The 24,600-nt window shown below is 36.0% G+C and carries 23 protein-coding genes, 1 CRISPR repeat array and 1 riboswitch; of the genes, 2 read left to right on the plus strand and 21 right to left on the minus strand.

What is annotated here, in order from left to right; all coding sequences use genetic code 11:
* Genes eutJ through C7P63_RS07135 form a run of 11 tightly spaced genes read right to left on the minus strand, consistent with a single transcriptional unit; the run spans position 1 to position 8,712 of the window.
* Positions 1–834 carry an ethanolamine utilization protein EutJ gene (gene eutJ / locus C7P63_RS07085; protein WP_125943474.1) on the minus strand — a complete coding sequence of 278 codons (834 nt, stop codon included), beginning with the start codon at positions 832–834 and terminating at the stop codon, positions 1–3.
* Positions 835–861: 27 nt separating this feature from the next.
* Positions 862–1,494: a phosphate propanoyltransferase gene (locus C7P63_RS07090; RefSeq protein WP_125943475.1), complete on the minus strand. Its 633-nt coding sequence runs from the start codon at positions 1,492–1,494 to the stop codon at positions 862–864.
* A 55-nt stretch (positions 1,495–1,549) separates the two neighbouring features.
* Positions 1,550–1,825, minus strand: coding sequence for a propanediol utilization microcompartment protein PduA (gene pduA, locus C7P63_RS07095; protein WP_125943476.1), 276 nt, complete (start codon positions 1,823–1,825; stop codon positions 1,550–1,552).
* Between the two features lie 25 nt (positions 1,826–1,850).
* The gene (locus C7P63_RS07100; RefSeq protein ID WP_125943477.1) at positions 1,851–2,456 is read right to left on the minus strand and encodes a BMC domain-containing protein; all 606 of its coding nucleotides are present in this window, start codon (positions 2,454–2,456) and stop codon (positions 1,851–1,853) included.
* Between the two features lie 4 nt (positions 2,457–2,460).
* On the minus strand, positions 2,461–2,799 hold the full coding sequence (locus tag C7P63_RS07105; protein WP_125943478.1) for a glycerol dehydratase reactivase beta/small subunit family protein: 339 nt from the start codon (positions 2,797–2,799) through the stop codon (positions 2,461–2,463).
* Between the two features lie 2 nt (positions 2,800–2,801).
* Positions 2,802–4,631 carry a diol dehydratase reactivase subunit alpha gene (locus C7P63_RS07110; protein ID WP_125943569.1) on the minus strand — a complete coding sequence of 610 codons (1,830 nt, stop codon included), beginning with the start codon at positions 4,629–4,631 and terminating at the stop codon, positions 2,802–2,804.
* 23 nt (positions 4,632–4,654) lie between these two features.
* Positions 4,655–5,176 carry a diol dehydratase small subunit gene (locus C7P63_RS07115; RefSeq protein WP_125943479.1) on the minus strand — a complete coding sequence of 174 codons (522 nt, stop codon included), beginning with the start codon at positions 5,174–5,176 and terminating at the stop codon, positions 4,655–4,657.
* A 6-nt stretch (positions 5,177–5,182) separates the two neighbouring features.
* Positions 5,183–5,902: a propanediol/glycerol family dehydratase medium subunit gene (locus C7P63_RS07120; protein WP_125943480.1), complete on the minus strand. Its 720-nt coding sequence runs from the start codon at positions 5,900–5,902 to the stop codon at positions 5,183–5,185.
* Positions 5,903–5,920: 18 nt separating this feature from the next.
* Positions 5,921–7,585 carry a propanediol/glycerol family dehydratase large subunit gene (locus C7P63_RS07125; RefSeq protein WP_125943481.1) on the minus strand — a complete coding sequence of 555 codons (1,665 nt, stop codon included), beginning with the start codon at positions 7,583–7,585 and terminating at the stop codon, positions 5,921–5,923.
* Between the two features lie 21 nt (positions 7,586–7,606).
* Entirely contained in the window at positions 7,607–8,422 is an 816-nt protein-coding gene (gene pduB, locus C7P63_RS07130; RefSeq protein ID WP_125943482.1) for a propanediol utilization microcompartment protein PduB, read from the minus strand.
* The gene (locus C7P63_RS07135; protein WP_125943483.1) at positions 8,422–8,712 is read right to left on the minus strand and encodes a BMC domain-containing protein; all 291 of its coding nucleotides are present in this window, start codon (positions 8,710–8,712) and stop codon (positions 8,422–8,424) included. The genes pduB and C7P63_RS07135 overlap by 1 nt, the downstream gene beginning before the upstream one ends.
* A 270-nt stretch (positions 8,713–8,982) precedes the next feature.
* Between C7P63_RS07135 and C7P63_RS07140 the strand changes: the two genes are divergently transcribed.
* A complete protein-coding gene (locus C7P63_RS07140; RefSeq protein ID WP_125943484.1) occupies positions 8,983–9,990 on the plus strand; it encodes a PocR ligand-binding domain-containing protein in 1,008 nt (335 codons plus the stop codon).
* Between the two features lie 121 nt (positions 9,991–10,111).
* Positions 10,112–10,278, minus strand: a riboswitch (cobalamin riboswitch).
* Positions 10,279–10,324: 46 nt separating this feature from the next.
* Here C7P63_RS07140 and C7P63_RS07145 read toward each other — a convergent pair.
* From C7P63_RS07145 to cas9, 5 genes are all read right to left on the minus strand, one after another.
* A complete protein-coding gene (locus C7P63_RS07145) occupies positions 10,325–11,419 on the minus strand; it encodes a glycerate kinase (protein ID WP_125943485.1) in 1,095 nt (364 codons plus the stop codon).
* Positions 11,420–11,896: 477 nt separating this feature from the next.
* Positions 11,897–12,658: direct repeats of the CRISPR family, unit length 36 nt; unit sequence GTTTTGGAGGCATTCAAAACAACATAGCTCTAAAAC.
* A 125-nt stretch (positions 12,659–12,783) separates the two neighbouring features.
* Positions 12,784–13,449, minus strand: coding sequence for a type II-A CRISPR-associated protein Csn2 (gene csn2, locus C7P63_RS07150; RefSeq protein WP_125943486.1), 666 nt, complete (start codon positions 13,447–13,449; stop codon positions 12,784–12,786).
* Positions 13,430–13,777 (minus strand): CRISPR-associated endonuclease Cas2, encoded by a 348-nt coding sequence (gene cas2 / locus C7P63_RS07155; protein WP_125943487.1) that lies wholly within the window; start codon positions 13,775–13,777, stop codon positions 13,430–13,432. Before cas2 ends, csn2 begins: the two co-directional genes overlap by 20 nt.
* Positions 13,774–14,640 carry a type II CRISPR-associated endonuclease Cas1 gene (cas1, locus tag C7P63_RS07160; protein WP_125943488.1) on the minus strand — a complete coding sequence of 289 codons (867 nt, stop codon included), beginning with the start codon at positions 14,638–14,640 and terminating at the stop codon, positions 13,774–13,776. Before cas1 ends, cas2 begins: the two co-directional genes overlap by 4 nt.
* Positions 14,640–18,647 (minus strand): type II CRISPR RNA-guided endonuclease Cas9, encoded by a 4,008-nt coding sequence (cas9, locus tag C7P63_RS07165; protein WP_125943489.1) that lies wholly within the window; start codon positions 18,645–18,647, stop codon positions 14,640–14,642. Before cas9 ends, cas1 begins: the two co-directional genes overlap by 1 nt.
* Positions 18,648–19,026: 379 nt before the next feature.
* Between cas9 and C7P63_RS07170 the strand changes: the two genes are divergently transcribed.
* The gene (locus tag C7P63_RS07170) at positions 19,027–19,470 is read left to right on the plus strand and encodes a hypothetical protein (protein WP_125943490.1); all 444 of its coding nucleotides are present in this window, start codon (positions 19,027–19,029) and stop codon (positions 19,468–19,470) included.
* Positions 19,471–19,525: 55 nt separating this feature from the next.
* Here C7P63_RS07170 and C7P63_RS07175 read toward each other — a convergent pair whose 3' ends face one another.
* The 5 genes from C7P63_RS07175 to C7P63_RS07195 form a co-directional block, all read right to left on the minus strand.
* Positions 19,526–20,038, minus strand: a complete 513-nt coding sequence (locus C7P63_RS07175; RefSeq protein WP_125943491.1) for an SAV1803-related protein — start codon at positions 20,036–20,038, stop codon at positions 19,526–19,528.
* Between the two features lie 95 nt (positions 20,039–20,133).
* Positions 20,134–21,156 carry an alpha-L-fucosidase gene (locus tag C7P63_RS07180; RefSeq protein ID WP_125943492.1) on the minus strand — a complete coding sequence of 341 codons (1,023 nt, stop codon included), beginning with the start codon at positions 21,154–21,156 and terminating at the stop codon, positions 20,134–20,136.
* Positions 21,157–21,186: 30 nt separating this feature from the next.
* A complete protein-coding gene (locus C7P63_RS07185; protein ID WP_125943493.1) occupies positions 21,187–22,056 on the minus strand; it encodes an ROK family protein in 870 nt (289 codons plus the stop codon).
* 35 nt (positions 22,057–22,091) lie between these two features.
* Positions 22,092–23,045: a glycosylasparaginase gene (locus C7P63_RS07190; protein WP_165863797.1), complete on the minus strand. Its 954-nt coding sequence runs from the start codon at positions 23,043–23,045 to the stop codon at positions 22,092–22,094.
* Between the two features lie 141 nt (positions 23,046–23,186).
* Positions 23,187–24,491, minus strand: coding sequence for a Sapep family Mn(2+)-dependent dipeptidase (locus C7P63_RS07195; RefSeq protein WP_125943494.1), 1,305 nt, complete (start codon positions 24,489–24,491; stop codon positions 23,187–23,189).
* Between the last annotated feature and the right edge of the window lie 109 nt (positions 24,492–24,600).

Raw genomic sequence — 24,600 nt, forward strand, 5'->3', positions numbered from 1 at the left:
TCACTCCTGATCAAACATTGCGATGCCTATTGGTGTGACAAATTCTGGGTATTGCGGCCGAATAACTGGACGTTTCATAATTTTTTCAAATGTATGGACAAATTCTTTAAAATTTGTCGCCCCGCCAACCACAACAACCGGTGCTTGTTCAGAAGCTACTACATAGCGAGCAGCGATGGTTGCCATTTTTTCAACAACTGGTCTTACCGCCCCAAATACTTCCACTTCTTTGGCACGATTTCGTTTCAATAATTCAGCCTCATCAATTGGGACTGAAAAAGCGCCTGAAACGACTAACGACATGTGATACCCACCTGTTGGCTCATCAAAAATAGCCACAGATTGACCTTTTTCAAAATTACTAATACCAGTAGTCCCACCACCAATATCGATAACACTGCCTTCTGTCATGTTTAAAAACCGAGCAGCAGCAGTAGGTTCGTCAATAATGATTGACGCATCAAATCCTGCATCCCCTAAAACATTAGCAACAACTTTTTCGCTGTTCTCCCCTGTTCCTGGTGGGATGGCACCACTAGCAGTCGTTAAACTAACACCTAATTTTGCTTCAGCTTCCTCTTTTAATTTCCGTACAATTCTAACGGAATTAAGATAGTCGACGATAATTCCATCTCGTACAACCTTGGCATACTCATAAGCACCAAAAAGAGGACGATTTGACTCATCTAATACAACCAATACGATTGAAGAGGTTCCTAAATCCACCCCTGTTTTCAATCCTTTAGGCTGTTTGATTTGTTTGACTAAATCTTTATTCTCCACTAATTCGTGAAAATTATTTAGCTGTTGATTGATTGATTTGATGTTCAAAATTCTTCCTCCATTGGCACATTTTAGTAGTTAGTCTTCTTTAACCAGATAAGCAACTGTATCTTTTCCAACGTTTGCTGCATTTGCTTCATCTGTATCAATATGCATTTCTAAAACAAATTTTTCATCTGGACGCACGATAACATCATCGTAAATCGTACGACGTTGATCAGATTCGATAGCTACTTTCACTGCATCGCCTTTTTTAACACCTAAACGAGCAGCATCTTTGTTGCTCATGTGGATGTGACGTTTAGCAGCAATTGTACCTTGTACTTCTACTTCGCCATCTTTTGTTCTTAAAATAACTGTTGGTGTTCCAGCTAGGTCACCTGACATACGAATTGGAACATTCACTCCAATTTTTCTGCCTTCAGAACGAGCTAATTCAACTTGTGAATGAGCACGACAAGGACCTAAAATACGAACACGTTCAATTGTGCCACGAGGGCCAACAACTGTTACAACTTGTTCAGAAGCAAATTCCCCTGGTTGTTTCAAAGGGGCTTTGCTTGTCATTTTTTGACCAGGGAATAAAATGTTAAAATCCTCTTCTGTCACGTGGACATGGTGATTAGATACACCAATTGGGATTACATTGCTATTGCCTGATTCTTCAGCAATAATTTTACGAATTAACTGACGTAATTGTTCTTCGTTCATCGTTTATTCATCCTAACTTTTTTACTTCTTTTTTGTGAATCTTATCAAACTCAAATTAAGCTTGTTTTGGTAAAATTCCTTCTACATCTGTATGAGGACGAGGGATTACGTATGAAGCGTAAACTTCGCCAACGTTTTCTGCTGCTGAAGTACCAGCGTCAACTGCTGCTTTAACTGCACCAACATCACCGCGAACGATAACTGTTACTAAACCAGAACCAATTTTTTCATAACCTGATAAACTTACGTTAGCTGCTTTCACCATTGCGTCTGCTGCTTCAACTGCTGCTACTAAACCTTTTGTTTCGATCATTCCTAATGCGTTATTCATTGAAAATTCCTCCTAAAATTTACTATTAATTTTTATTTTTTAACTCTTCATAATGCATACATGCTTTACGTGGTTCGCCTTTTTTACGAGAACACTTTGGATCTTTACATAAATTACATGTATATGTTTCATCTACTACTTCTTCGTTAGCTACTTCTTGAGGTTCTTTGTCCTCAGTCACTAACTCAACGTCAGAAACAGCGCTACTTGTCAACTCTACTTCTTCAACTGCTTCAGTAGGTTGCTCTTCTTTAGATGCTTCAACCACATCTTTTTCCTCGATTGTTTCATGGTCATCTAGTTCAGAAACAGGTTCTGCCACTGGAGTTTCTTCTTTTACTACTTCCTTTTCAGTTTGACTAGGCGTCATAAAAGCTCCAACAACATCAGTCGCTGCTCTTGGTAATACTAATGACGTAACGTATTTACCATCTCGCATGCTACGTTCTTTTCCGACTGCTATAGCATCTGCCACAGAAGCAACATCTCCCATAATCTTGATGCTCTCCCAGCCAGATCCTTTTGCTTTTTCAATGTCCATGACTTTAATATTGTTAGATTTCACCATAGCGTCAGCAGTTACTACTGCACAGGCATATCCAACAACTTCAATCATTCCGACTGCATCCAATGTTCTACACCTCCTTTAGTGGTTTAAAGGGGATGCCCTTAACTAGTCTTGCTGCATTTGTCCCAAGCTTCATCACTTCTGCTAAGTCATTTGTACTGACTTTAAACAAAGGCTCTTGTTCTGGTAGACTCTTATAATGAAGAATGACGGTATGTTGATCCATAGCCACTCCTACTGATAAAGAAGATTCTACCGCTGCTTGGTAGGCAGCATGACAAAGGTCATAACCACTATCTAACTCAAAAATTTCAAACGGAATTTCTTCTTCTTCCATGCCGTACAAAAGAGGGGCTAGTATTTCTTTATCAACATAACTCACTACTTTGATAGCTGGTTTTGTCATAACTATTGCCTCCTTGAACGAGCGTAAGAAAGAATCAACCCAGTCGCAACCGCGTTACGAGGGCCTTCCACTCCTCGGATATTCCCACGTCCTGCTACAAGCGCGTAGTGAGATAATTCATCTGTGACAAGTTGGGGTATTTCAAAGTCAAGTGCTGATCCACCCACAATTACCACAAAAGGTATGTCTCGAATGCTACCTGTTGGACTAACATGACGCAATGCCCGAATGGTATTTGTTACAAAGACACGTTTTTTAGCAGTTTGTCTGACTAATTTAATCTTTTCAATAGATAAATCACCAGGAACTGGCACAAAGCCTTCTGGTTTAATTACTACTGTTTTAGCAAAGATATTAGCTGGCAATGCTTTGTCAAAGAATTCAACACTTCCGTCTTCGTGACGAATGTGGAATAAACTTTCCACTTTCGCTAAAGGATATCGTTTGATATCTTCTGCTAAATACTGATCTTCAATTCCTAACTCAGAATTGATCAACATTGTCACCATGTCCCCTGCTCCAGCAAGGTGAATTGAGGTGATTTTGTCAGAAGGATCAATAATAGAAGCATCTGTTGAACCAGCACCTAAGTCTAAAATAGCTAATGGCTTATTGGTTCCTGCAGTCGTTAAGGCACCTAAAATAGCTGCTTCCGCTTCTGCTCCACCAATTTCAACTGGAATATTGAATTGGTTGTTTATTTCATTAGCAATTAAAGACATTTGAAGTCTGTCAGATTTAACCATAGAAGCAATCCCTACAGCTTGTTCCATAGAGAACTCTCCGGCTAAACCACCTTTTACATCAATCGGCACAAATGTATCAACTGCTAGTAAGTCTTGAATAAAGATTTCACTAATCGGTTTGTTAGTTAATTCCGCCATTGTTTGACGAACACGTTCTAACATTCCACCCATATTAGTACCAGATTCACCTGTTACGTTTTCGATTGCATCAAAACTTGAGATAACCTTCATAATCTTTTCAGCACCTTCAGAGACGCCGACTTTTTCAGTATGTCTGTCACCTTCTACAATTAACGTTCCAGCAGGGATAACTCTTTCTTTTACATCCCCTTTAGGTGTTTTAATGACTACCGCTGAACGGTTTCCAATTAAAGCCCTAGCAACTGGTACAATATTTTTAGTTTCTTCTGACGTTAAGTTAAAGACTGTTGCAATACCATAAGGATTAGATAATTGTGAAATGACTTGTCCTTTACCGGCTACTTCGACAGCAGATAACATCATTTGTGGAATTTTATCGATATAAGCTACTTCATCCACAATCGGAATCTTATGTTCTAATCGGTTGTTGATAAGAACACCGTCATCTGCTTGAAGAATAGCACCAGTAATGTTGTAGCCGTATTTAACGTATAAATTAATTAGCTTGGCAGCATCGGCAAAATCAACATCTTTTGGAACAATGACAATATAATCCTTTGTTTGATCTTTTTGTTCATAGAGACTGGCAATGTTTATCGTATAACCGATTCCCACACCTAAGCCTCCAGGTGTTTTAGGGTTATGACCAATCATGGTGGATTCAGTAATGATTGTTTCAGTGATAGTTTCCATCGCTACGTCACCAATAACCGGAGTGGCTTCATTAATTCGAATTAAATCAATATCAGACAACTGTAAATGAGCTTTCTCTACAACTGTTTCAATAGCTGATTTAATCCCTATTAAATTTTGTTTCGTTCCTTTAATTCCTGTTGTTGGTACGATAGCTGAAGTAATAAATTCCACTTCTCCAGTTGCACTAACATTTGCTAGAGCTACCTCAGTTGAGGAATTACCAATATCAACACCAATTACTTTTTGCATCATGATTGATCTTCCTTCCTAAACTAGTTATCGCCTTTTAATTTCTTACGAACTTCATAATACTGTGCTGCTTCACGGATAAATTTTCCGTTGATGTGAGCGTTGTATTTTGTTTCTAATTCTTCAGCAATCCCTACTAGTTCTGCTTTAGTAGAACGGTATGGACGTAGTGATTCATAAATTTCTAATAAGCGTTCATCTGGAATAGCTGTTAATTCAGCTGCACGAGCAAAGTTTTGTTTTAAAGCTGCACGTCCAGAAGCTTCAGCGATTTCACCTTGACGACGTAATGTATCAGGGGTAATACGAAGATCTTGTGAATTAATGTTGCCGCTCATCACGTTATCTAGTGTAATTTCTTCTAATGATTTACCACTAGGAGATTTTACTAATTCTGGATGTTGTGTGTATAAAGGATAATCAGATACTCCCATAGGTTCTTCATTTTCAGAATCTGTATGTGTTTCTGTTGGTTGTGAAACTGGTGCAGGTTTATTGCCCATTTCAGCCACAATTTTTTTAACTAATTCATCTAATTCTGCCATGTCTTATCACTCCTTCGTAGCAAAGTCTACAATAATTTCTTCCGCTGGTTTACCAATAACTACGTTTTTAGTTTCTTTAATATGCATTAATGCAGATAAAGCTTGGTAAGCTACACGAGCCATTTGGTCACTAACGGTTGGAACTGGATCTGGTGATTCACCTTTTGCATATTTAGCTGCATTTTTTCCGATAGCACGGTAAGTATCTAAAGAGATAACTGGTGCTTGAGGGAATAACTCAAGGTTTGATAATGGTGCTAAATCTTTTTGGTGAATAATAGTAGTACCTTTTGATTGGATACCTACACAAATTCCTGAACCAGATAATTTATCTCCTTCTGCTCCTACGAAAGAAACGTCAGCAGTTCGGTAAACTTTCATCACACGTGCTTTCAAACCTTCTTCTTCAATACCTGCGATAACTTGACGCAAGATATCTCTGTGAGAAATACCTGTTAAGTTTTCAGTCATAAATTCAGCAAAACCTGGTGCTACAGCTACAACCACTTCATCTTTAGATGTTCCTGGTTTAGCAACTCCAGCATGTTTGAACCAATCAACTTGTTTGGCAACAGCTGGTGCTTTTGTTTCAGTAGCAACCGCTTGGCTTTGAGTATCATTTAATGTTTCTTTAAAAGTTACAGCAGAGTCATCAGTTGGCATTTCTTTAAGTACATCGCGGATAATGGCTCTTAGCAATTCTTCATTTACGTTTAATTCAGACATTGTTTTCTCCTCCATTTCCTAAACTGAACGAGGGTCAATCGCCATTGAAATGTTTTTAACTTTTTCCCATTCTTCCCCTTCAAGACGATAGCCGGTTCCTGGTCCCATGTAGTCATTACAGTCGTTAACGGCTGAAATAACATTGAATTTTTCATCGAAAATTGCAGATGTTTGTAAGAAGTCTCCAGCAACACGTTGTTTTAACATGTTTAACATATTTTCAGCAACGTCTCTAAAGCCAGCTTTAGCTAATGCTTTAACTAGGTCAACACCTGTAATATTACGGTTTAATAATTCTTGTGCTGCTTTCATATCTTCAACTAAGTTACGAGCAGGCATATCTTTAGAACCGTGTGCGTAGGTTGCAGCTTCTACTTCTTCATCAGTAATTTTTGGTAAACCTAAGTCATCAAAAATAGCTTGGATAGCACGAGCTGCTTTATTACGGACTTTAATAGTATCTTCTTCTGTTACTGGACGAAGACCACCATCAACTTTTAAGTCACGTTGGAAGACTAGGTAGTCATCAACGTCTTCAATGTCTGTATTAGAACCAGCAAACATATTATCGTAGTTAGGTACTGCAGAGTAACCACAAGAAATAATATCTGTACCTGGTAAGAATTGACACATTAATTTTTCAGTACGACGCATGTCAGAATGTGAGAAGGCTTGGTCATTACCAGAAGCAACTTCTAAGTCTAACATTACGCAAATTAAGTTTTCAGCTAATACTTCACGGATACCTGTTGGAACTGATCCTGGGATACCAATACAACTTACGGCACCATTTTGTAGACCTTGTACACCACTTGCTTTTGTAATGAAAATACAACGTGATTCAAGATATAACATAGATTTTCCTTCAGCATAACCCATCATAACTTCAGAACCTGCACCGGATGTAAAACGCATTTTCAATCCGCGTGAAGCGTAACATGAAGCTAAGAAACCTTTAGACCAAGGTGTATCGTCACCATCTGTAAATACTGGTTCAGTACCGTAAACAGAAATAGTTTCAGCGTAAGAAGTAAATCCACGCATACCTAAGTCAAGCTCAGCTGCTTCCTCAACAGAACATTGTGTTAACACACCAGGACGTCCTACTTGAGAACCAACTAAGATAGAAATAGCATTAAATGGTGCATAACGAGCAACCGCAACTGTTGTTTCTTGTTCAGCGAAACCACGGAAAGCTCCTTCAGCAGCATCAGCAGCAATTTGAACTGGGTTGTCACGTAAGTTAGTTACGTGAGATTGTGTTGCTGGACGACGTCTTGGATGCATTTTTTGCATAGCCATCATCATTTCAACCACGTTCATTTGACTTACTACTTCAACAATTTTTGCTGGTGTCATAGATGTTGTTAAATCAACTATCTTAGAACGTGGTACATTTGGATCACATAGCATATTAGCTAATTGGACAGAATCCATTGCTAATACTTTTTTGGCATTGTCTTTTTCAATACCGTAATCTGCAATATAAAAGTCAATTAAATCGAAGTCTTCACGTTTTTTACCATCAAGCTCAGTAATAACTCCGTCTTCAATTTTAATACTAGGTTTTGGGTCGTTAGGGCTTTCCATTGCGATAAAGCCTTCGTCAATCCATTCCTTTACAAAACCATCTTTATGAATTGGACGTTGTTCTAATACTTCAAATCGTTTTGATCGTTTCATCTTAATAGTTCCTCCCCTAAATTAGATGTATGAAGGAAATTCATTTACAGGTTCACTTCCTAAAGTGTGAAGTAAATCTTTACCAACTTCTCTTGCTGCTATAACGGCTTGTCTAACAGCTCCAGAATTTCCTTTAATATGAAGTGTTACTTCATTAGAAAACTTTTGGCCGTTGTTAGGTGAAGCGTAACTAATCACTTCAACACTTGCTGCTTTCACAGCTGCATCTGCCATAACAACCCCAATAGCTGAAGGACAACCTGCAATAAGACCATATGCTTTGCCAACTTCGGCACCAAACGCTTCTTCTAATGCATAACTAGCACGAGCAGTATATTGTAATTCAATATGTCCTGCTTCGTTTCCGTAAACATCGCCAAATTGACGAGGTGTTGTATCTAGTGTTACTTCAACTGCACGACGTACGTCAGATACATCATAACCACCTAAGACGATTAACACACCGTGTCCACCGCCGCCTTTAGTATCACGAGGTAATTCAACGCTGACTACTTCTGTATTAGTTGCTTTCACAGCTGCATCTGCTGCCATGATTTGTGGGCCAGCACCGGTTCTTGAACCAATAATTCCTAAAGAACGGTATTCTTTTTTAAGATTCATTACTTCTGCTAGACTTGCGTCTACGTTAGCAATTACTAAACCAATTGTGTCGCCAATTGGGGAAGTGCCAACAAATTCAGTTAAACCACTCATTTTTCCTGCCATTTTTTCTTGACCTCCTGTTGACTGATCACTGTCTAATTCACTATCTAATATTGCTTGATTGGCTAGAATTCTTTCAACAATCGTTTCAACTAGCTTATCTTGTGTACTCATTATTCATTAATGCTTTCTTTAATTGGTAAAATTTGTTCAACGTCTGTGTGAGGACGTGGAATAACGTAATGAGAAATGATTTCGCCAATCGCTTCTGCAGCGCTTACACCCGCTTCAACAGCAGCTTTTACAGCACCAACGTCTCCTCTTACCATGACAGTGATTAAACCTTGACCAATTTTTTCTTGTCCTACTAATGTAACGTTTGCTGCTTTCAGCATTGCATCTGTTGCTTCAATAGATGCGATTAGACCACGTGTTTCAATTAAACCTAACGCTTCTTGTTGCATAATTTTCTTTCCTCCGTTCGACTTGTTACTTACAAGTGCGAGTATACACAAAAAAGCTGTGACTTTTTAGCCACAGCTTTTTTGTGTTAATTATTAAAAAAAAGAATGATTTAACTATTTTGTCTTATGATAATGAGAAAAAAAGTGAAAACACAAACAGACCCTTATAAAATAGGGCTTTAAATTTGTTTAAAAAAAGCTTATAATAGAAAAACAACATAAAAATATTGTCATTTTAGAGCAATATTTTACAAGATAGGAGTTTTATTCATGACAAACCATTTAGAATATATTGAACCCAACCAAAAAATTCTAGATAAAATTTTAAGTGAGTTCACAGAAGCAACAGGTCTAGCAACTATTTTAGTGGATACTCAAGGCGTCGAACTAACTGCTGGTTATGGCTTTTCTCCGTTTTGTCAGTTAATGCGTAACAATGAGGACACTCGAAAACTATGTCAAAATTGTGATATGTTTGGTGGTAGAAGTTCGATTAAAAATAAACGAACCACTCCATACGTCTGTCACGCCGGCTTAGTTGACTTTTCTTACCCAGTTAAAATAGGGGAGCAAATTATTGGGTATATTTTGTGTGGTCAAACTAAAATTGCTTCACCGCATAATTTTCAACCGATTATCAAGGAAAAGACTGAGTGGTCAGATAATCCTTTATTAGTGGAAGCTTATAAAAACATGCCGACGACAACTCCAGAAAAAATCCGAGCAGGAAGCGAACTATTAACGATCATTATTAATTATTATTTATCAGATATTATGGGTAAACATATTGCCGTTCAATTTCCAGAGCCAATTCCTCGTGCTTTTGTGGATGAAGAGGTCACTAAACATCCAGCTAAGCAACAACCTACAATCGTTCAAGCGGAAGCGACACCGCCTATCGGACTAGTTGAATTGCCTCAAACAGAATTGCCAAAAAATTGCCATTCTGAAATTGAAGAAGCGATTGACTATATTAACAAGCATTTAAATGAAGCCATCACCTTAAATGAAGTAGCCAATCATGTTTACTTGTCGGAGTACTACTTAAGCAAATTATTTAAAAAAGAGTTAGGAATTAATTTTATTGACTATATCAACGAAAAGAAAATTAATCGGGCTATGATTTTACTACAAGATTCTACCTGGTCTATTGATAGTATTGCTTATAGTTTAGGATTTTCTCAAGCAAGCTATTTTAGTAAAATTTTTAAAAAAGTAGCTAAAGTCACCCCAAGTCAGTACCGAAATCAAATACAAAAAGAAGCGTATCGGAAATAAAGATACGCTTCTTTTTATTAACTATTCGTTGAGTAAGACGCTTTCAGTTCATCCTTTTGGTCTAAAAAAGGATAGTCTGCCAGTGTCTGGCTATTTAAAAAGAAGCTTTTTTATTCCCGAAAAAGCCAAAGTATCTAAAGCAAAGTATCCTGACTTAGCGTCCTCCTCCTTAGACCCTTCCAATAATCCGAAGATTAACGTGGTTGCCTAATTCGTCAGCTTTACAGTTGCGGGTACAGTACTAGATTTACACTAGTTTCCTTTTAAGCTTTACATACGATTATTTATATTTTATTTCATTATATTCTCTAACATTTCAAAAGTCAAATAGACTTTAACTTTCTGTTTTCATTAATTTTAAGGACATTTCTAGCAAGGAGACCATTAACTCATATTTTTTCTCTTGAATAAGAAAATCAAAATCAATCGGTAACATCAACTCATTAGGTAATAAATGAGGATAATTAGCTAAATCGCCAAAAATTAATACCTTTTGATTTTTCTTAGCCAACTCTTGTCTAAAGTGTACATAAGGTGCATATACCATATAATAATCAATCTTTTGATCTAATAAGTGCTGAATAATTTTTTGGTAGAGATGACTTTGATTTTCAATCTTTACTTGTGAAAAAAACAAAGAAAAAGCAATTGGAAACCCATTGCCACAAGTCACATGAGGCAGTTCTGCTAACTGATGGTCACTCATTTGTTCCATGGTTTTTGAAAAAGATTCAAACTCATAATTAAGAGCTTTCGCCAACTCTGGTGTAGCACCTGTTAACTTGGCGTTTTTAAAAGCAATCCCATTTTCCCCTGTTAAAGTTTCATTTTTAGGGATGAGTGTAATAAATTCATACTCGTAGTCTAACCATTTTTTATCCATATCTTCAAAAGAAATACTATAGATAGAAGATAACTTCCCACCACTAATAGCTACTGTGCTATAGGTTTTAGAATAAAAGGTGGCGCCTAATTCTTGTAAAACTCCCATACCTAAGTCAGAAGCAATGTTTTCTAAATTAACAAAGGTAATTTTTTTAGTTTTACTGGTCACTGCCTGTTTTAATAACTCTCCTACCCCGCGACTAGATGCCATCAAAGGAGTTTTAGCAATGTTGGTTAAGGTTTGCTCCCCTAAAACGCTACCAACATCCACAACTAAACGAGTTTGATTGTCTAAATACCCATAACGACCAATAGTACTCTTTTGAGCCAGTGGTCCTGATACTTTAAGAGTTTTTACAGGTTGATCTTGACTACGTAATAACCCCTCTAGCGGATCATTATGATCAACATATGGCGTCACCACTAATGCGTCATCCCCGTTTATATGCTTAATCGCTTGTTCAATCCGTTTGAAAAACTCATCTTGATTGAGATGAGTCAAAAATTCCTTAGTCAGAGGTGTTATTGCAAATAAATTCTCCATGTGCACATCTCCTTACTCCATTTTTTAACACGAACCTAATAAATAAAATGACTTCCTTATCTATAATACCATGATTTCACCAGAATGGTACTGATATGAATAACAATAAGAGTACATTTTTTAGACAAATAAACCACTTTTCGTACTTAATTCTATTGTTATTTTAACAAATTGTAAACTTTGGTATAACAAAAGTAATCTTCAGATATATTCATCTTCCTATTTATTTTCTTTTTTAACATTCCAACTTTTTTAGTTTTTAGTGTTAAAATAAACATTTTTCGTTTAGTTACTCTTGAAATAGCTCTAAAATTAAATAACATTAGCATCGTCAAAAAAAGGACACAGAAATTTCTGTGTCCTTTTGAATTTAATTAGATATATTTTTTTGATCTTACATGACTTGCACTTTTTTTAGCTTTCTTAAAACAACATAGCTCTAAAACTAATTTAAATTCTGGATCAAACTCGAACTCTGTTTTGGAGGCATTCAAAACAACATAGCTCTAAAACTGTAGTGCAAATTCTGATGTGGAAGAAGTAGTTTTGGAGGCATTCAAAACAACATAGCTCTAAAACATGCTATAATAGCTATAAATTCTTTTTTTAGTTTTGGAGGCATTCAAAACAACATAGCTCTAAAACTCATCACGAGAATACTCATAAAAATCTATTGTTTTGGAGGCATTCAAAACAACATAGCTCTAAAACTATCATACATATCCATCGACCAAAACTCTTGTTTTGGAGGCATTCAAAACAACATAGCTCTAAAACACACTGTATATGTTTGGACCAGAATGTGATGTTTTGGAGGCATTCAAAACAACATAGCTCTAAAACGCTAGTTGCTTCTTGAACATAAGACAAGCCGTTTTGGAGGCATTCAAAACAACATAGCTCTAAAACATTGACTCATCATCTTCATAGCTGCTCTCAGTTTTGGAGGCATTCAAAACAACATAGCTCTAAAACTAGAATTTACAAGAAGAAATAAAACTTTATGTTTTGGAGGCATTCAAAACAACATAGCTCTAAAACAAGGCTAACACAACATTAATAGCGATTATTGTTTTGGAGGCATTCAAAACAACATAGCTCTAAAACGTACAGTTAGGGGAACAAACGCAACTCTTAGTTTTGGAGGCATTCAAAACAACATAGCTCTAAAACACCTGCCATAAAGTTTGGAGCAGCTGCTTGGTTTTGGAGGCATTCAAAACAACATAGCTCTAAAACCTCGTCAGATTTTTTTCATCCAACAAAATCCCGTAATCGCGCTATTCATCCTAGCAAGAATCCAGTTTTAAATGCCTCAATATCTATTTAATTATTTATTTTTCAAAGATCATTGGTCACTTATATTATACCATATTTTCCGTATAAATATAAAAATCTCTATCCACTACTGTCTGAGGAATTCCCTCTCTTTTTCTCGGTTCTAAAAATAAAACATCTATCTGATTAAGAGAGATATATTGCTGTAACTCTTTCATTTCCTCTCCAGTTAGATAAGCATAGGTATTGATAAACACTAACAATTTTTTTCTTTTTAGATACTTGTATACTTGGACAATCTCTAACATTTTTTCATAGATAGTATCACTTTGCGTTTCAATTTTGACACCCAATGCTTTAAACAACTCTAAAATCGTAATCTCATCTTTTTCTAAATCTAGTTCATGATTAAGCAATTCATCTCCAATCATGTTACTGATTTTATCTGTTAATTGATCAATTTTTGATACAACTTCTGGAGACTCTTTTAGTTGCTGCTCTAAATCTGTATAAATTAATTTTAATGTAGCACTGGAATTAATATCATAGCCTAAAATATCCGAGACTAACATAAGTTCCAAAGGTTTCAATGGGATATAGTTGCCATGAACTAATTTAAGAGGACAATCTTCTTCATAGCCATAAAACAGACGAACTAAAGAAGAAAAACAAGCAGTATCTTCAATTACTAAGGTTTCTACCCCATTGATTTCTAAAGGAACATCTAACAAGTTAACATTCATCTTCAGCATAGTTATCTCCTAAAAAAATTACTCGTTGATCAGAATTCGCTACTGTACTATCTTTTTCACCACTTAAATAAACCATTCTAGCAAATTGTTTCTCGGTTACTGTCAGCAAGGTAATCAGTCCTGTTTTAGGATTGTTTTTTTCCAAACGAGCCACCATTGCTTTATTAGCCGTATCATTTAGCAGCAATTTACTATAGACAGAGTATTGATGCATAATAAATCCTTCACTGATTAAAAACTTGCGAAACTTCCGGTAAGCCTTTCGGTCGTCAGCTGTTTCTGTTGGCATATCAAACATTAATAATAGTCGCATAAATCGGTAACTCATATCCTAAATTCAGGAACTCCTTTCTGGTCTTGATTTAAAGCCTTAATCACTTTTTTAGTGTAGTCATTAACGATGTTAGTTAAATACATGGATTTCTTTTGATAAGGATAAGTTGTACTAAATAGCGTAAATAATTCTACCTTTATCTGATTAAATGACCGATTTCGATTGAAATAAACAAGTTGGTCTACTAATGGACGAAAAGGCTCCATCAAGTCACTTGCTAGATTAAAGTCATTAAACTGGTTGGTGTGTTTTAAACCAAACTGAGTGAGACAGCCCTCCGTCACAATTGCTCTAGCAAAAACACTCATTAAAAGAGTGTATCCATAATCAAGTCCAGCATTTATCGTTGTTTCTTGCTCTCTGGTAAATTCTGAACCAAATAACGCATGAAAATAGATACGAGCTGTATGTCCTTCACGATTGGAAGGATCAAATGTCTCCAATTCATTTCGCAAAGTTAAAATAGCAGAACTTTTTTCGTGAAGACCTAATTGATCTAAAAACTTTGCCTGATTGCTTATCTTTTGATAAATAATATTCGTCCAAATATCTTGTTTTATCTCTTCAGGCCATTCCACTTGACGACTTAGCTGTAAACTACTGTCATGTCGGCCGTAAAAAGGTAACAATTGACTGACAGGTAGTCGTTTATCATCACAAAACAAGACGAGAACACGCTCATCAATCAATCGTTTTAAAAGCATGGTGGTTATTGTAATGTCTGTGGTTTCTAAGAGTAAAATGTCAATTTCAGATAAATGAATCATCTCTCGGCAGTCAGCTGATCTAAAAATTAAATGATTGTTTTTATAGGATAATTTAGAGTGCTCATTAACAACAATGGTTCGAAAGCCCATTATAAATCACTTACCTTCCATCGAGTTTCATATAGACCGGTAATCGATTGATGAATTAGGGTACTATCTAACAATTCCTTCGTACTTGTATATCTTCTTCTATCTATACTCTCACCTAAAAAGTTGAAGGCAGATGCTGCTTTCATAGCGTTTAAAGACATTAATTCGATAAAAGATTTAGATAGTTCTTCATCACTAGCAGATTGTCCTTTTTCAGCATAAACTGCAAGAATTTTATCCATATTACTATCAGCCAAAGTATATCTATCATTAAATACTTTGACATGTTGGATAATTTCGTCAAATTCTTGGCGATGCTCTGCTACATATTTTGTGCTCTTACCTAAAATATCCCCGTAATGTTTCGCATGGTATAACAGTGTCATTAAATGAGTAGGTAATACCATTTGATTGCCTTTTTGTGCTTCTCCATCACTAGCTAGTAGTCGTCTTCTACCATTTTCACATTCATATACACTAAACTTAGGTAAAATTTTCAAAACTTTAGGTTCCACGTAGCCCAAATCAGTTAAATAAGTGGTAGGTTCTTTTTCAAAACCTTCTCGCTGGGCGATTGTAATCCCAATTAAATCTTTCGTCTTAACTTGTTTTTTTCCTTTCAGATGTTCTATCAAAACAGAATAAGTCACAACAGGACTATCAAAACCACCATACTTAGTCGTGTCCCAACCATTTTTACGAGGAATTAGTTTGTTAGACTTTCCTTTAGGTTTGACGGTTTCTTTGTAAAAACCACCTGTTTGCTTTTCCACTTTTTTAACCATGTTCATCTGACGATATTGGTATACTTTTTTGACTTGTTTTATGTCTTTTTGGCTCCACAAAATCTCGCCGGTTTCTTTATCTGTAACAGGTAAACTTTTCAAATTAGATATCAGATTAGAATAAAGTTTCTTTTTAGCTGTCGCCTTATTAGCCTCCCAAAAATTAAATTTCATAAATGTTCCGTAAACAAATTCTGGAGCAAGTTGGGGATATAATTTTAGTAAAGTTGTCCCTACAACTCCATTTAAATAGGCATCTTGTGCATGATGATAGTCGTTTACTTCCCGCACTTTATATAGCTTAAATTGCTCTCTAAATTCACTTGTTAGAGAAGCTTTTAGTGTAATAATTTTGACAGATAGATCATCTACACGGCTAACTTCATTCACTTGGTTAAAGCGTTGATGTAAGATTTGTGCCACCTGTTTAGTAATTTGTCTTGTTTCCACTAACTGACGGTGCATAAACTTCATTTTATCTTCTTCCGTTAAACCGCCTCGTTCCCCTTTAGTTAAATTGTCAAATTTCCGCTTAGATATAGCTTTAGCATTTAGTAGTTGAATCCAAAGAGGCTTCATACGTCTGACAACCTCTTCACTCGGCACATCATCTGATTTTCCTCGGTTTTCTTTTGAGCTAACTAAGACTAAATTATCCAACGAATTATCTGTAGTAAAACTTCTAGGTATAACGTGATCAATATCATAATGGGATAAGTCTTCAATAGGAATTTCTTTGTCTGTGTACATATCTCGGCCCTTTTGTAGATAGTACAAATAAAGACGGTCATTTTGTAAGTCGTTATTATCGGCTTTTGTTTCTTTTAGCAAGTTACTGCCTAACTCTTTCATAGCCTCTTCAACATGTTTAAACCGTTGTTTTGATTTATTTTTACCATAGGAAGTAGACTGATTTTCTCTAGCCATTTCAATCACAATATTGCTAGGGTTATATCCCATAATTCCTACTAGCTCATCTACAATTTTCAGACTTTGTAAAATCCCTTTTTTAATAGCAGGACTACCTGGTAAATTATAAACAGTAGTTTCTAAATCATCTTCTAATTTTTCTTGTTGCTCCTGTGAAATAATTTTTTTAAAAGATAAGTCAGTATCATTAATCAATTGCATAAAGTTTCGGTTGTAAGGATCCTCTTGTAAAAATTCCAGAATGGATTTGTTGGTCTGTTCATCTTTTATTTCCGTTAATAATTTTTTAGATAGTCTACCCCAGCCAGTGTAGTGTTTTTTAGTTAATTTCGTCATAATAGCTGCATCTAGCTGATCAGCATAAACTTTTAACTGTTCTCGTACCATCTTTCGGTCTTCAAACACTGTCAGTATTTTGATAATGTCTTCTAACATCTCTTCATTTTTAGGCTCATCTAAAAAATCAGTTGAAAACCCAAGTTTTTGCAAATCATGATAGGTATTATATTTGGCGTTAAACGCTTCTTCAATTCCTTTAATATCCGCTACTTCTAATAGATATTCTGTTTTTAGGAAGGTGATTAATTTTTTCTTAGTCACACGACGGTCTTTTTTAAATAAGTGATTAAAAATATCTTGTTTTTCCTGTGTAGAGAAAAAGTGTTTGTTCCCTCTCTCATCTAAATAAATCACCCGTGTCAGCTCATTAAATACTGTATATTTTTCATATAGCATACTGTGTCTAGGCAAGGTTTTTTCTGTTGGTAAGTACTCATCTCTTACGGTCATTCTTTCAATGAACTCTGTCGCAGACTGACTGTAGTCCACTTTCTCTTTAATGTTCCAAGGACGAATTGGTTTGTCAGATGTCCGAGTTAGCCAAGCAAATTCACTTTGTCCACTAGCTAAAGGCCCAATGTAATAAGGAATTCTAAAAGTAACTAAGTGTTCTATTTTCTCTTGATTTTCTCGTAAAAACGGATAATACTGAGCTTGATTTTCTATTATATAACGCAACTCCTCCAAATGAATTTGGTTAGGGATAACGCCATTTTCAAAGGTTCTTTGTTTTAACAAGAACGTTTCCGTTTCTATTTTTTCTAAAAAGTATTCGGCCCCGTCTAGACCTTGTATGAGTTTTTTTACTGTTTTGTAAAACTCATCTCTTGATACTTTACCACCATGAGCAATGTACCCTGCATAGCCTTTGCCATCCTCATTTTTAAACATTTCACCGTAAGCTTTCGGTTTATTTTCACGGATAAATTGTTTGAATAATGTTAAGTCTTCCCCATGATCACGATAACGTTTCACCATACTTGCAGAAAACTTAGCCCGAGTCTGTTCATCGGTTTGGTCTAAAATCTGCGATAGCTCGACTGCATTATAAACAGCTTGAGCTGCTTCAAAGACTTCTAAATAACTATCATCTAGTTGGGCAATCAGTAACTCTAGCTCTTCTTCAAAATCTTCTGATGAAAATTGTAACTTAGCATCCTCTTCTAAATCAAAGCTCTTTTTAAAGTTTCCTTGGTTCCCTACAATCATTTTGATAAATTGGGCAAAGGTTCCATTAGATTTTTCATTACGATATTCTTTAATAACATTGTCTGCTCGTTTAGCACGAGAAAAATTAGCTGTTAATAACTCTTCACACTCTATGTCTTCAGGAACTTCTGCACCTAGATTATCATCTGTCGCAAAAGTTTGGTTATACACTTTGACAAACTCCTGATAAGTCTTAGCCACGGAGATATTTTCTGTACTTAGTTTTCCTTCGATTAAAAAATGGCCTCTATATTTGACAATGTGAGCCAACGCCAAATAAACTAAGCGTAAATCTTGCTGCTCTTTACTGTCCACTAATTCTTTTCTTAAATGATAAATCGTTGGATAATCTTTGTGATAGCTAACTTCTTCTTCGACTTTACCAAAAATGGGCTGTTTTGCCCCTACTTTATCCTCTACTACATAAAAACTCTCATCTAATCGATGGAAAAAGTTAGGATCGACTTGAGCCATTTCTTCTTGAAACATCCCTTGTAAATACTCTAGTCGGTTACGACGACGTGCTAATCTTCTTCTAGCTGTCCGTTTCATCCGGCGTGCTTCTGCAGTTTCTCCTGCATCAAATAATCTCACACCCCAAAAGTTCTTCTTCATATATTTTTTATCTGTGTTGCCTTTTATTTTCATCTTTCTTTTAACTAAATCATAATTCTCTGTTAAAACAGCCCATCCTACTGAATTGGTCCCAATGTCTAGTCCGATTGTATAAGGTTTTTTCTCCATATTTACCGCTCCTTTTGTGTTTACATCGTTTTTTTTTAGAAATCCTATTCATTTTCATTTGCTATTTTTTGAACATTTGCTTATAATGAAGTTGTTGGAAGCATTCAAAACAACATAGCAAGTTAAAATAAGGCTTAGTCCGTAATCAACTTTTCAAGTGGCGCCGCTTCGGCGCTTTTTTTGTGTCTAAAAACAAGGCAGATTCTTTAGTTAATCAACGAAGTAATTATTTACGTTTAAATTATACCATAAAAAAACAAAAAACAAGCCTCTTGTTTGAGTTATCACAAGAGGCTTGTTTTTAAACGTTTCACTACAACGCTAGACCGATAACTCATTTCTAATCATCCTGTATATTTAGATTGAAAGGAGATTTTGTATGATTATTAAAACACTAACCAAAAGTTTAATTGCCTTCACTTTAGGCGTAAGTCTATTCGTTATAGGTTTAGTCATAACAAATATGGCACTAACACCTAACTACGCAGAGATTACTAACTTCCATTTATTCCTATCATCTGTTACATGGAATTTTTTAGGTTACTTTACCCCTTTCATTGGTTATTTTTTTGTTATTGCACTTATTTACGCTATTTTAAAAAAACAGTTAGCCATTCAAAGTAAATCTAGCTTGTTCTTTGCTCATTTTTTCATGGTCATCTTAACTAGTCTAGCTCCACTCATCCTTGATTATGTTCGGTACCTGCAACTTACTCATAAATTGCACACTAACATTAACTTTTCAGGTTATAATTTTCTCTTTATTCTGATTATTGCTGTGTTAGTTGGTGGACTAGCTATTCCTCTGTTTAGAAAAGACTAACTAGTTACAAATAAAAAGCTTCAACTGTTAGACAAATTCAACAGTTGAAGCTTTTTTAGATACTTCTGACCAAGAATGTTTCAGCCTCATCTTTTGTTAAAAAAGCTCGGTCAAAACAAGCTTTCATCCAATCCCTATGAGGCACTCTTCCCTCGATATACCACTCTGTTAGCTGTGGATACAAATAAACAACTAGCCCCTTATAACCAAAATCACCTTGTGTTTCTTTAACAATAGCTTCGTGTAAGATAATATGCTCCACTAAATCACTATAAACTAACTGTTCTTTTTTCTGCAATGTATAGGGATACTGATAACCTTTGATAAAGTCTAAGTTGGATAAATTTTCATAAGCCAGTTCTTGAATGTGGTGACAGTATAGCCCTTCTTTCGTCCGGCTATAATTTCCTTTAGCGATACTTTTGATTTCACCTTTTAAAAAGTGTTCATAAGATTTTTCTTTAAAGTAATCATCTGTTGCCGCACCATGTTTATGTAGTAAATGAAGAACTAACTGTTCGTAAGAAAGCTCTCTTAGCCCTTCGTAATAGTCTAATTTATCTGACATCTTATTCCCCCGTTCTGTTAACTATTTTTTTATCATACCAAAAAACGCAAGATACTAGAAACTAATACCTTGCGTTTGTTTTATTTCTGATATAGTTATTGCTTTTCTGTTTCCATTTTAGCGACTTCTTTTAAGTTGATGATAGACTGCATTGGAATTCTTCCCAAACCATCTAATCCTACATTCAACAAATAATTAATGCCTAACTCATTCAAATGGGTTTTATACGTATAAATCGTTTCGGGTGATTTCCAGTTATGATCTTGATATGAAAATCCCCAAGAGTCATTCATAGTTGCAGCTGTTTCGTATAGATTAAAAGGAGAAGGTTTAAAACCATCTACGGAATTGTAATCTACTTCGGCTAACTCTGCCACTTTTTTATCCGGAATTTCATTATCTCCTAAAGACACATAATCATAGCTACCATTTCCTAACCGTGAATTGATTAGACAGTTAGGTTGCAAACTTTTTACCGTATCATAAATCAGCTGACTTTGTTCTTTAGAAACCGTCATCGGCATATCAAACCAAGCTGTCACAATCTCACCGTAATTGGTCATAATCTCTTCAATTTGTGGAAGGATTTTATCTCTAAAACATTGATCAAAGTCTTTTTCCCCAGTAAAATCCCAACTATTATCCCAAGTAGTCCCAGCTGTTTCGATATGATTAGACAGATAACCCCCACCATTTGGCTCATGCCAATCTAAATCTTGTGAATAATAAATGCCTAGCTTAACCCCATATTTTTGGCAAGCTTCTGCTAGTTCTTTTAGTACATCTCGCTTAAAAGGTGTGGCGTCATAAATATTATAGTCATCGACTTGTGAGTGATACATAGCAAATCCATCATGGTGTTTGGTTGTCACTACGAGATAATTCATGCCACATTCTTTCGCCAAAGAAACAATTTCTTCTGCATCAAAATATAAAGGATTAAAAGCTGTAGCTAGTTGTTCATACTCTTGATTAGGTATTTGAAACTTAGACTGAATCCACTCTGCATAAGCACTAGAAGACTGTCCTCTATATTCTCCTGCTAACAAAGAATAAAGTCCCCAGTGAATCATCATGCCGTATTTTGCTTCTTTAAACCAAGTTACATTCTCATTCATAGTATTCTCCTTTTCTCGTCCTTTGACTGTCTATTTCTTTAACCCTTGAGTAGCAACCAAGCCTGCTCCAATTAAATTAGCGTCATTTCCAAACTGTGCTTTTACTAATTTCGGTTTGACGGGACATCTTTGTCCGTAATTCATAATCTCGGCTAGCTTTCTTTCAATGTTAGCTAGGAGCTGAGGGTGTTGTGTAATTCCGCCACTTAAAATAATACAAGCTGGATCAATCACATATTGCAAATTGTACAGACCTAGAGCCAAATAGTGATACAAGGATTCACAGGCTTTAACTGCTTCTAAGTCTTCTCCCTGTTCCCCTAGTTGAATGACCTGTTCGCCAGTATATTCTTTTTGTTTTAATTGAGAGAATTTCCGAGCCATGTGAACAGCTGACCCTAGCTCACTCCATTCGTGACGTCCATCGATTAACATCATGCCAAATTCGCCGCCAAAGTTATGAAAACCTGGCTGAATTTCTCCATCTAAAAAAATAGCGCCGCCAATTCCTGTACCGATGACTACAAAAAGAGCACTATCCACTCCCTTAGCACTTCCCATGAATACTTCTGCTTTACATGCACAATTGGCATCATTTTCAAAAAAGATTGGCAGTTGATACTTTGTTTTAAAATACTCTTTAAAATTAAATTCATGAATGTAGTGAAGAGAACTAGCACCTTTCACGTAACCTGACTCTTGATCTGGAATACCTGGCACACTAAAAGAAATACCAGTTAACTGATACTTATCTTGGTAGTAGCTAATTAACTGATGCATGTTTGCTTTCATTTCTTCTAATGTGGAAGGAGAAGTAAACTTTTTAAAATCTTGTAGCTCTGGTTGAAATATGGCGCTTTTAACACTAGATCCTCCAATATCAATCACTAATAGACTCATGTGTTGCTCCTTTCATGTCCCAACTAATTTAACTTTTAATCTATAGGGGCTTTTATCCGTTTTTCATAAGCATCTAACCATTCTTGTGTGATAGGTTGAATGTTTGTTGTATGGTTATCTCCCATATTGGCGATAAAAATTTGCGGAGTTTCCAAGTGATTCCCCACACTAAAGGTAAATTCAACATTGGTTGCCACTCCCCACTGACCTTGATTGTTCATAGCCACTAATGAAAAAGCCCCACATTTACCGTAGCGTTTGGTTAGTTTGTCATGGAAGCTATACACTGCTTGATCACAAGCTTGTTGCGGTGTTAAACCTTCTCCCATTAACCGAACAATTTCGTAAGATAAACAACCTTTCATCAAATCTTCTCCTAAGCCAGTAGCCGCCGCTCCTCCTATTTCACTATCCACATAAAAGCCTGAACCAGATAGAGGAGAATCTCCTACTCGGCCAGGTTTTTTCATAAATAAACCTGAACTAGACGTACCAGCCGTCATAGAGCCTTGTTTATCTAAAGTAATAGCTCCCACTGTATCATGACCATCATAAGGATTTAAATTATTTTCGTGGATTTCTTTAAGACGTTTTTCCCAAATTCTATGAGCCCGTTTGGTCAACATATTTTTTCTTTCAAAGCCTTCTAACATCGCATACTTACTAGCGCCATCTCCTACCCGAAAACTATTAAATTTATCTTGACTTAACTTTCGTGCCACAGAAATAGGATTTTTAACATCAGTAATTCCTGCCACAGCACCAATTTGGAAAGTATCTCCCTCCATATAAGCTGCATCCATCTCTAAAATACCTTCTGCATTAGGCAGGCCACCAAAACCGACTGATTTATAAAAAGGATAATCCTCGACTGTTTTAATTAACGTTTCAACTGCATCCCCTGATGTTCCTTGATTACTTAATGTTTGAATAGCTTCCACCACTCCATCATGAGCCATTCGCCATGTTGCAATTGCACCAAAAACCATTGTGTTACTCCTTTCGATACTGTTTTTATTTGATAGGTTTATTATAATGAGTATATACTATTTTGTATAGACTGAAATTTAATTGTTTTAATTTTATAAAAAAAGATATTACTTCTTACAAGTAACATCTTTTTCTGATCTTTATTGAATAAGAGACCACATAGCTTCCATATAAATTCTCATGTTTAAAAGTAAATCAGCTTCATCCATGTACTCATCCTTATTATGTGCAATTCCTTTTTGTCCTGGAAATGATGGGCCAAATGCCACAATATTAGGCATTGTGCGAGCGTAGGTAGCTCCTGTTGTAGTTACCGGCGTTCCGTCTTCTCCTGTCACCTTCTCATAAACCTCGACTAACTTCTGAATGTGAGAATCTTCTTTAGGATGAACACAACTTTCCAAACGGCGAATTACTTCTACTTGGCTTTGATCAGGTAAGTGTTTAACCAAGGCTTGAGTTAACTGATTTTCAGACAAAGAAACAGGATAACGAACAGCTAAAGATAGGACTAAACCATCTGATTTTTTCTCCAATTGATAAGGAGTCATCATTGTTTTTCCACTATCTTCATCTTCAAAATCAATCCCTAGCCCTTGACCTTCATGTTGATGGGCTAAATCTTGGGCGATCCAAGCGAAATATGCTCCTAACTCTCCCTGTAAAAGTTGTTCCTCCTGAATTTTTTCAGCCAGTAAAGTTATGGCATTTTCTCCTAAACTTGGGGCATTAGAAGGAGCTCTTTTTCCTGTTACAGATACTTTTTTACCACATATAGTAGTCGTTAATTCGTCTGGTACATGGTCAGAGCCTTGATCTCCTATAATCTCCCCTAATTCTTCTAGCTGATCATTAGAAAACGGAGTATGAATAGCGTAATTCACAATCCCTCTTTCTCCGTAAACCACTGGATATTTACAGTCTGGTGTAAATCCAAATGTTGGAGGAGCTTCCTTCTCTAAATAAAGCGGGATATCCCCACTACCACTTTCTTCATCTGTGCCAAAGATAATACGAATCGTTTTATTTTTTGGTAAATTTAATTGTTTCAGTAAATGTAAACCAAACAAACAGGCTAGGATTGGCCCTTTATTATCCAAAACCCCTCGTCCATAAAAACGTTTACCTTTTTTAGTTAATTTAAATGGTGGCACTGACCAACCAGTTCCTTCTGGCACCACATCTAAATGACCAACAATCCCAATATAATCTTGGTCATCCTCTCCCCACTGAGCATAACCAACTGCATCGTTAACTAAACCTGTTTTAAATCCATATGTTTTCGCTAATTGTAAAACTAAATCTAAAGCTTCTTTCGGACCGTTTCCAAAAGGAGCTGCGTGAGTAGGATTTCCTTTCACACTGTTAATTTGCATGACTTGATCTAAATCTTCATAAAATATTTCTTTGTTTTCCTCAATTAATCTTTCAAAGGGAATAGACATTTGACCCTCTCCTTTCTAGTACACACTTTATAGTATATACTATAAAGCACATCCATCACTTTAACAACTAACAATGGCTAGTCTTTACAAAAAAATCATCCAAGTCAGA

Source organism: Vagococcus humatus, from assembly GCF_003950325.1.
GTDB lineage: Bacteria > Bacillota > Bacilli > Lactobacillales > Vagococcaceae > Vagococcus_C > Vagococcus_C humatus.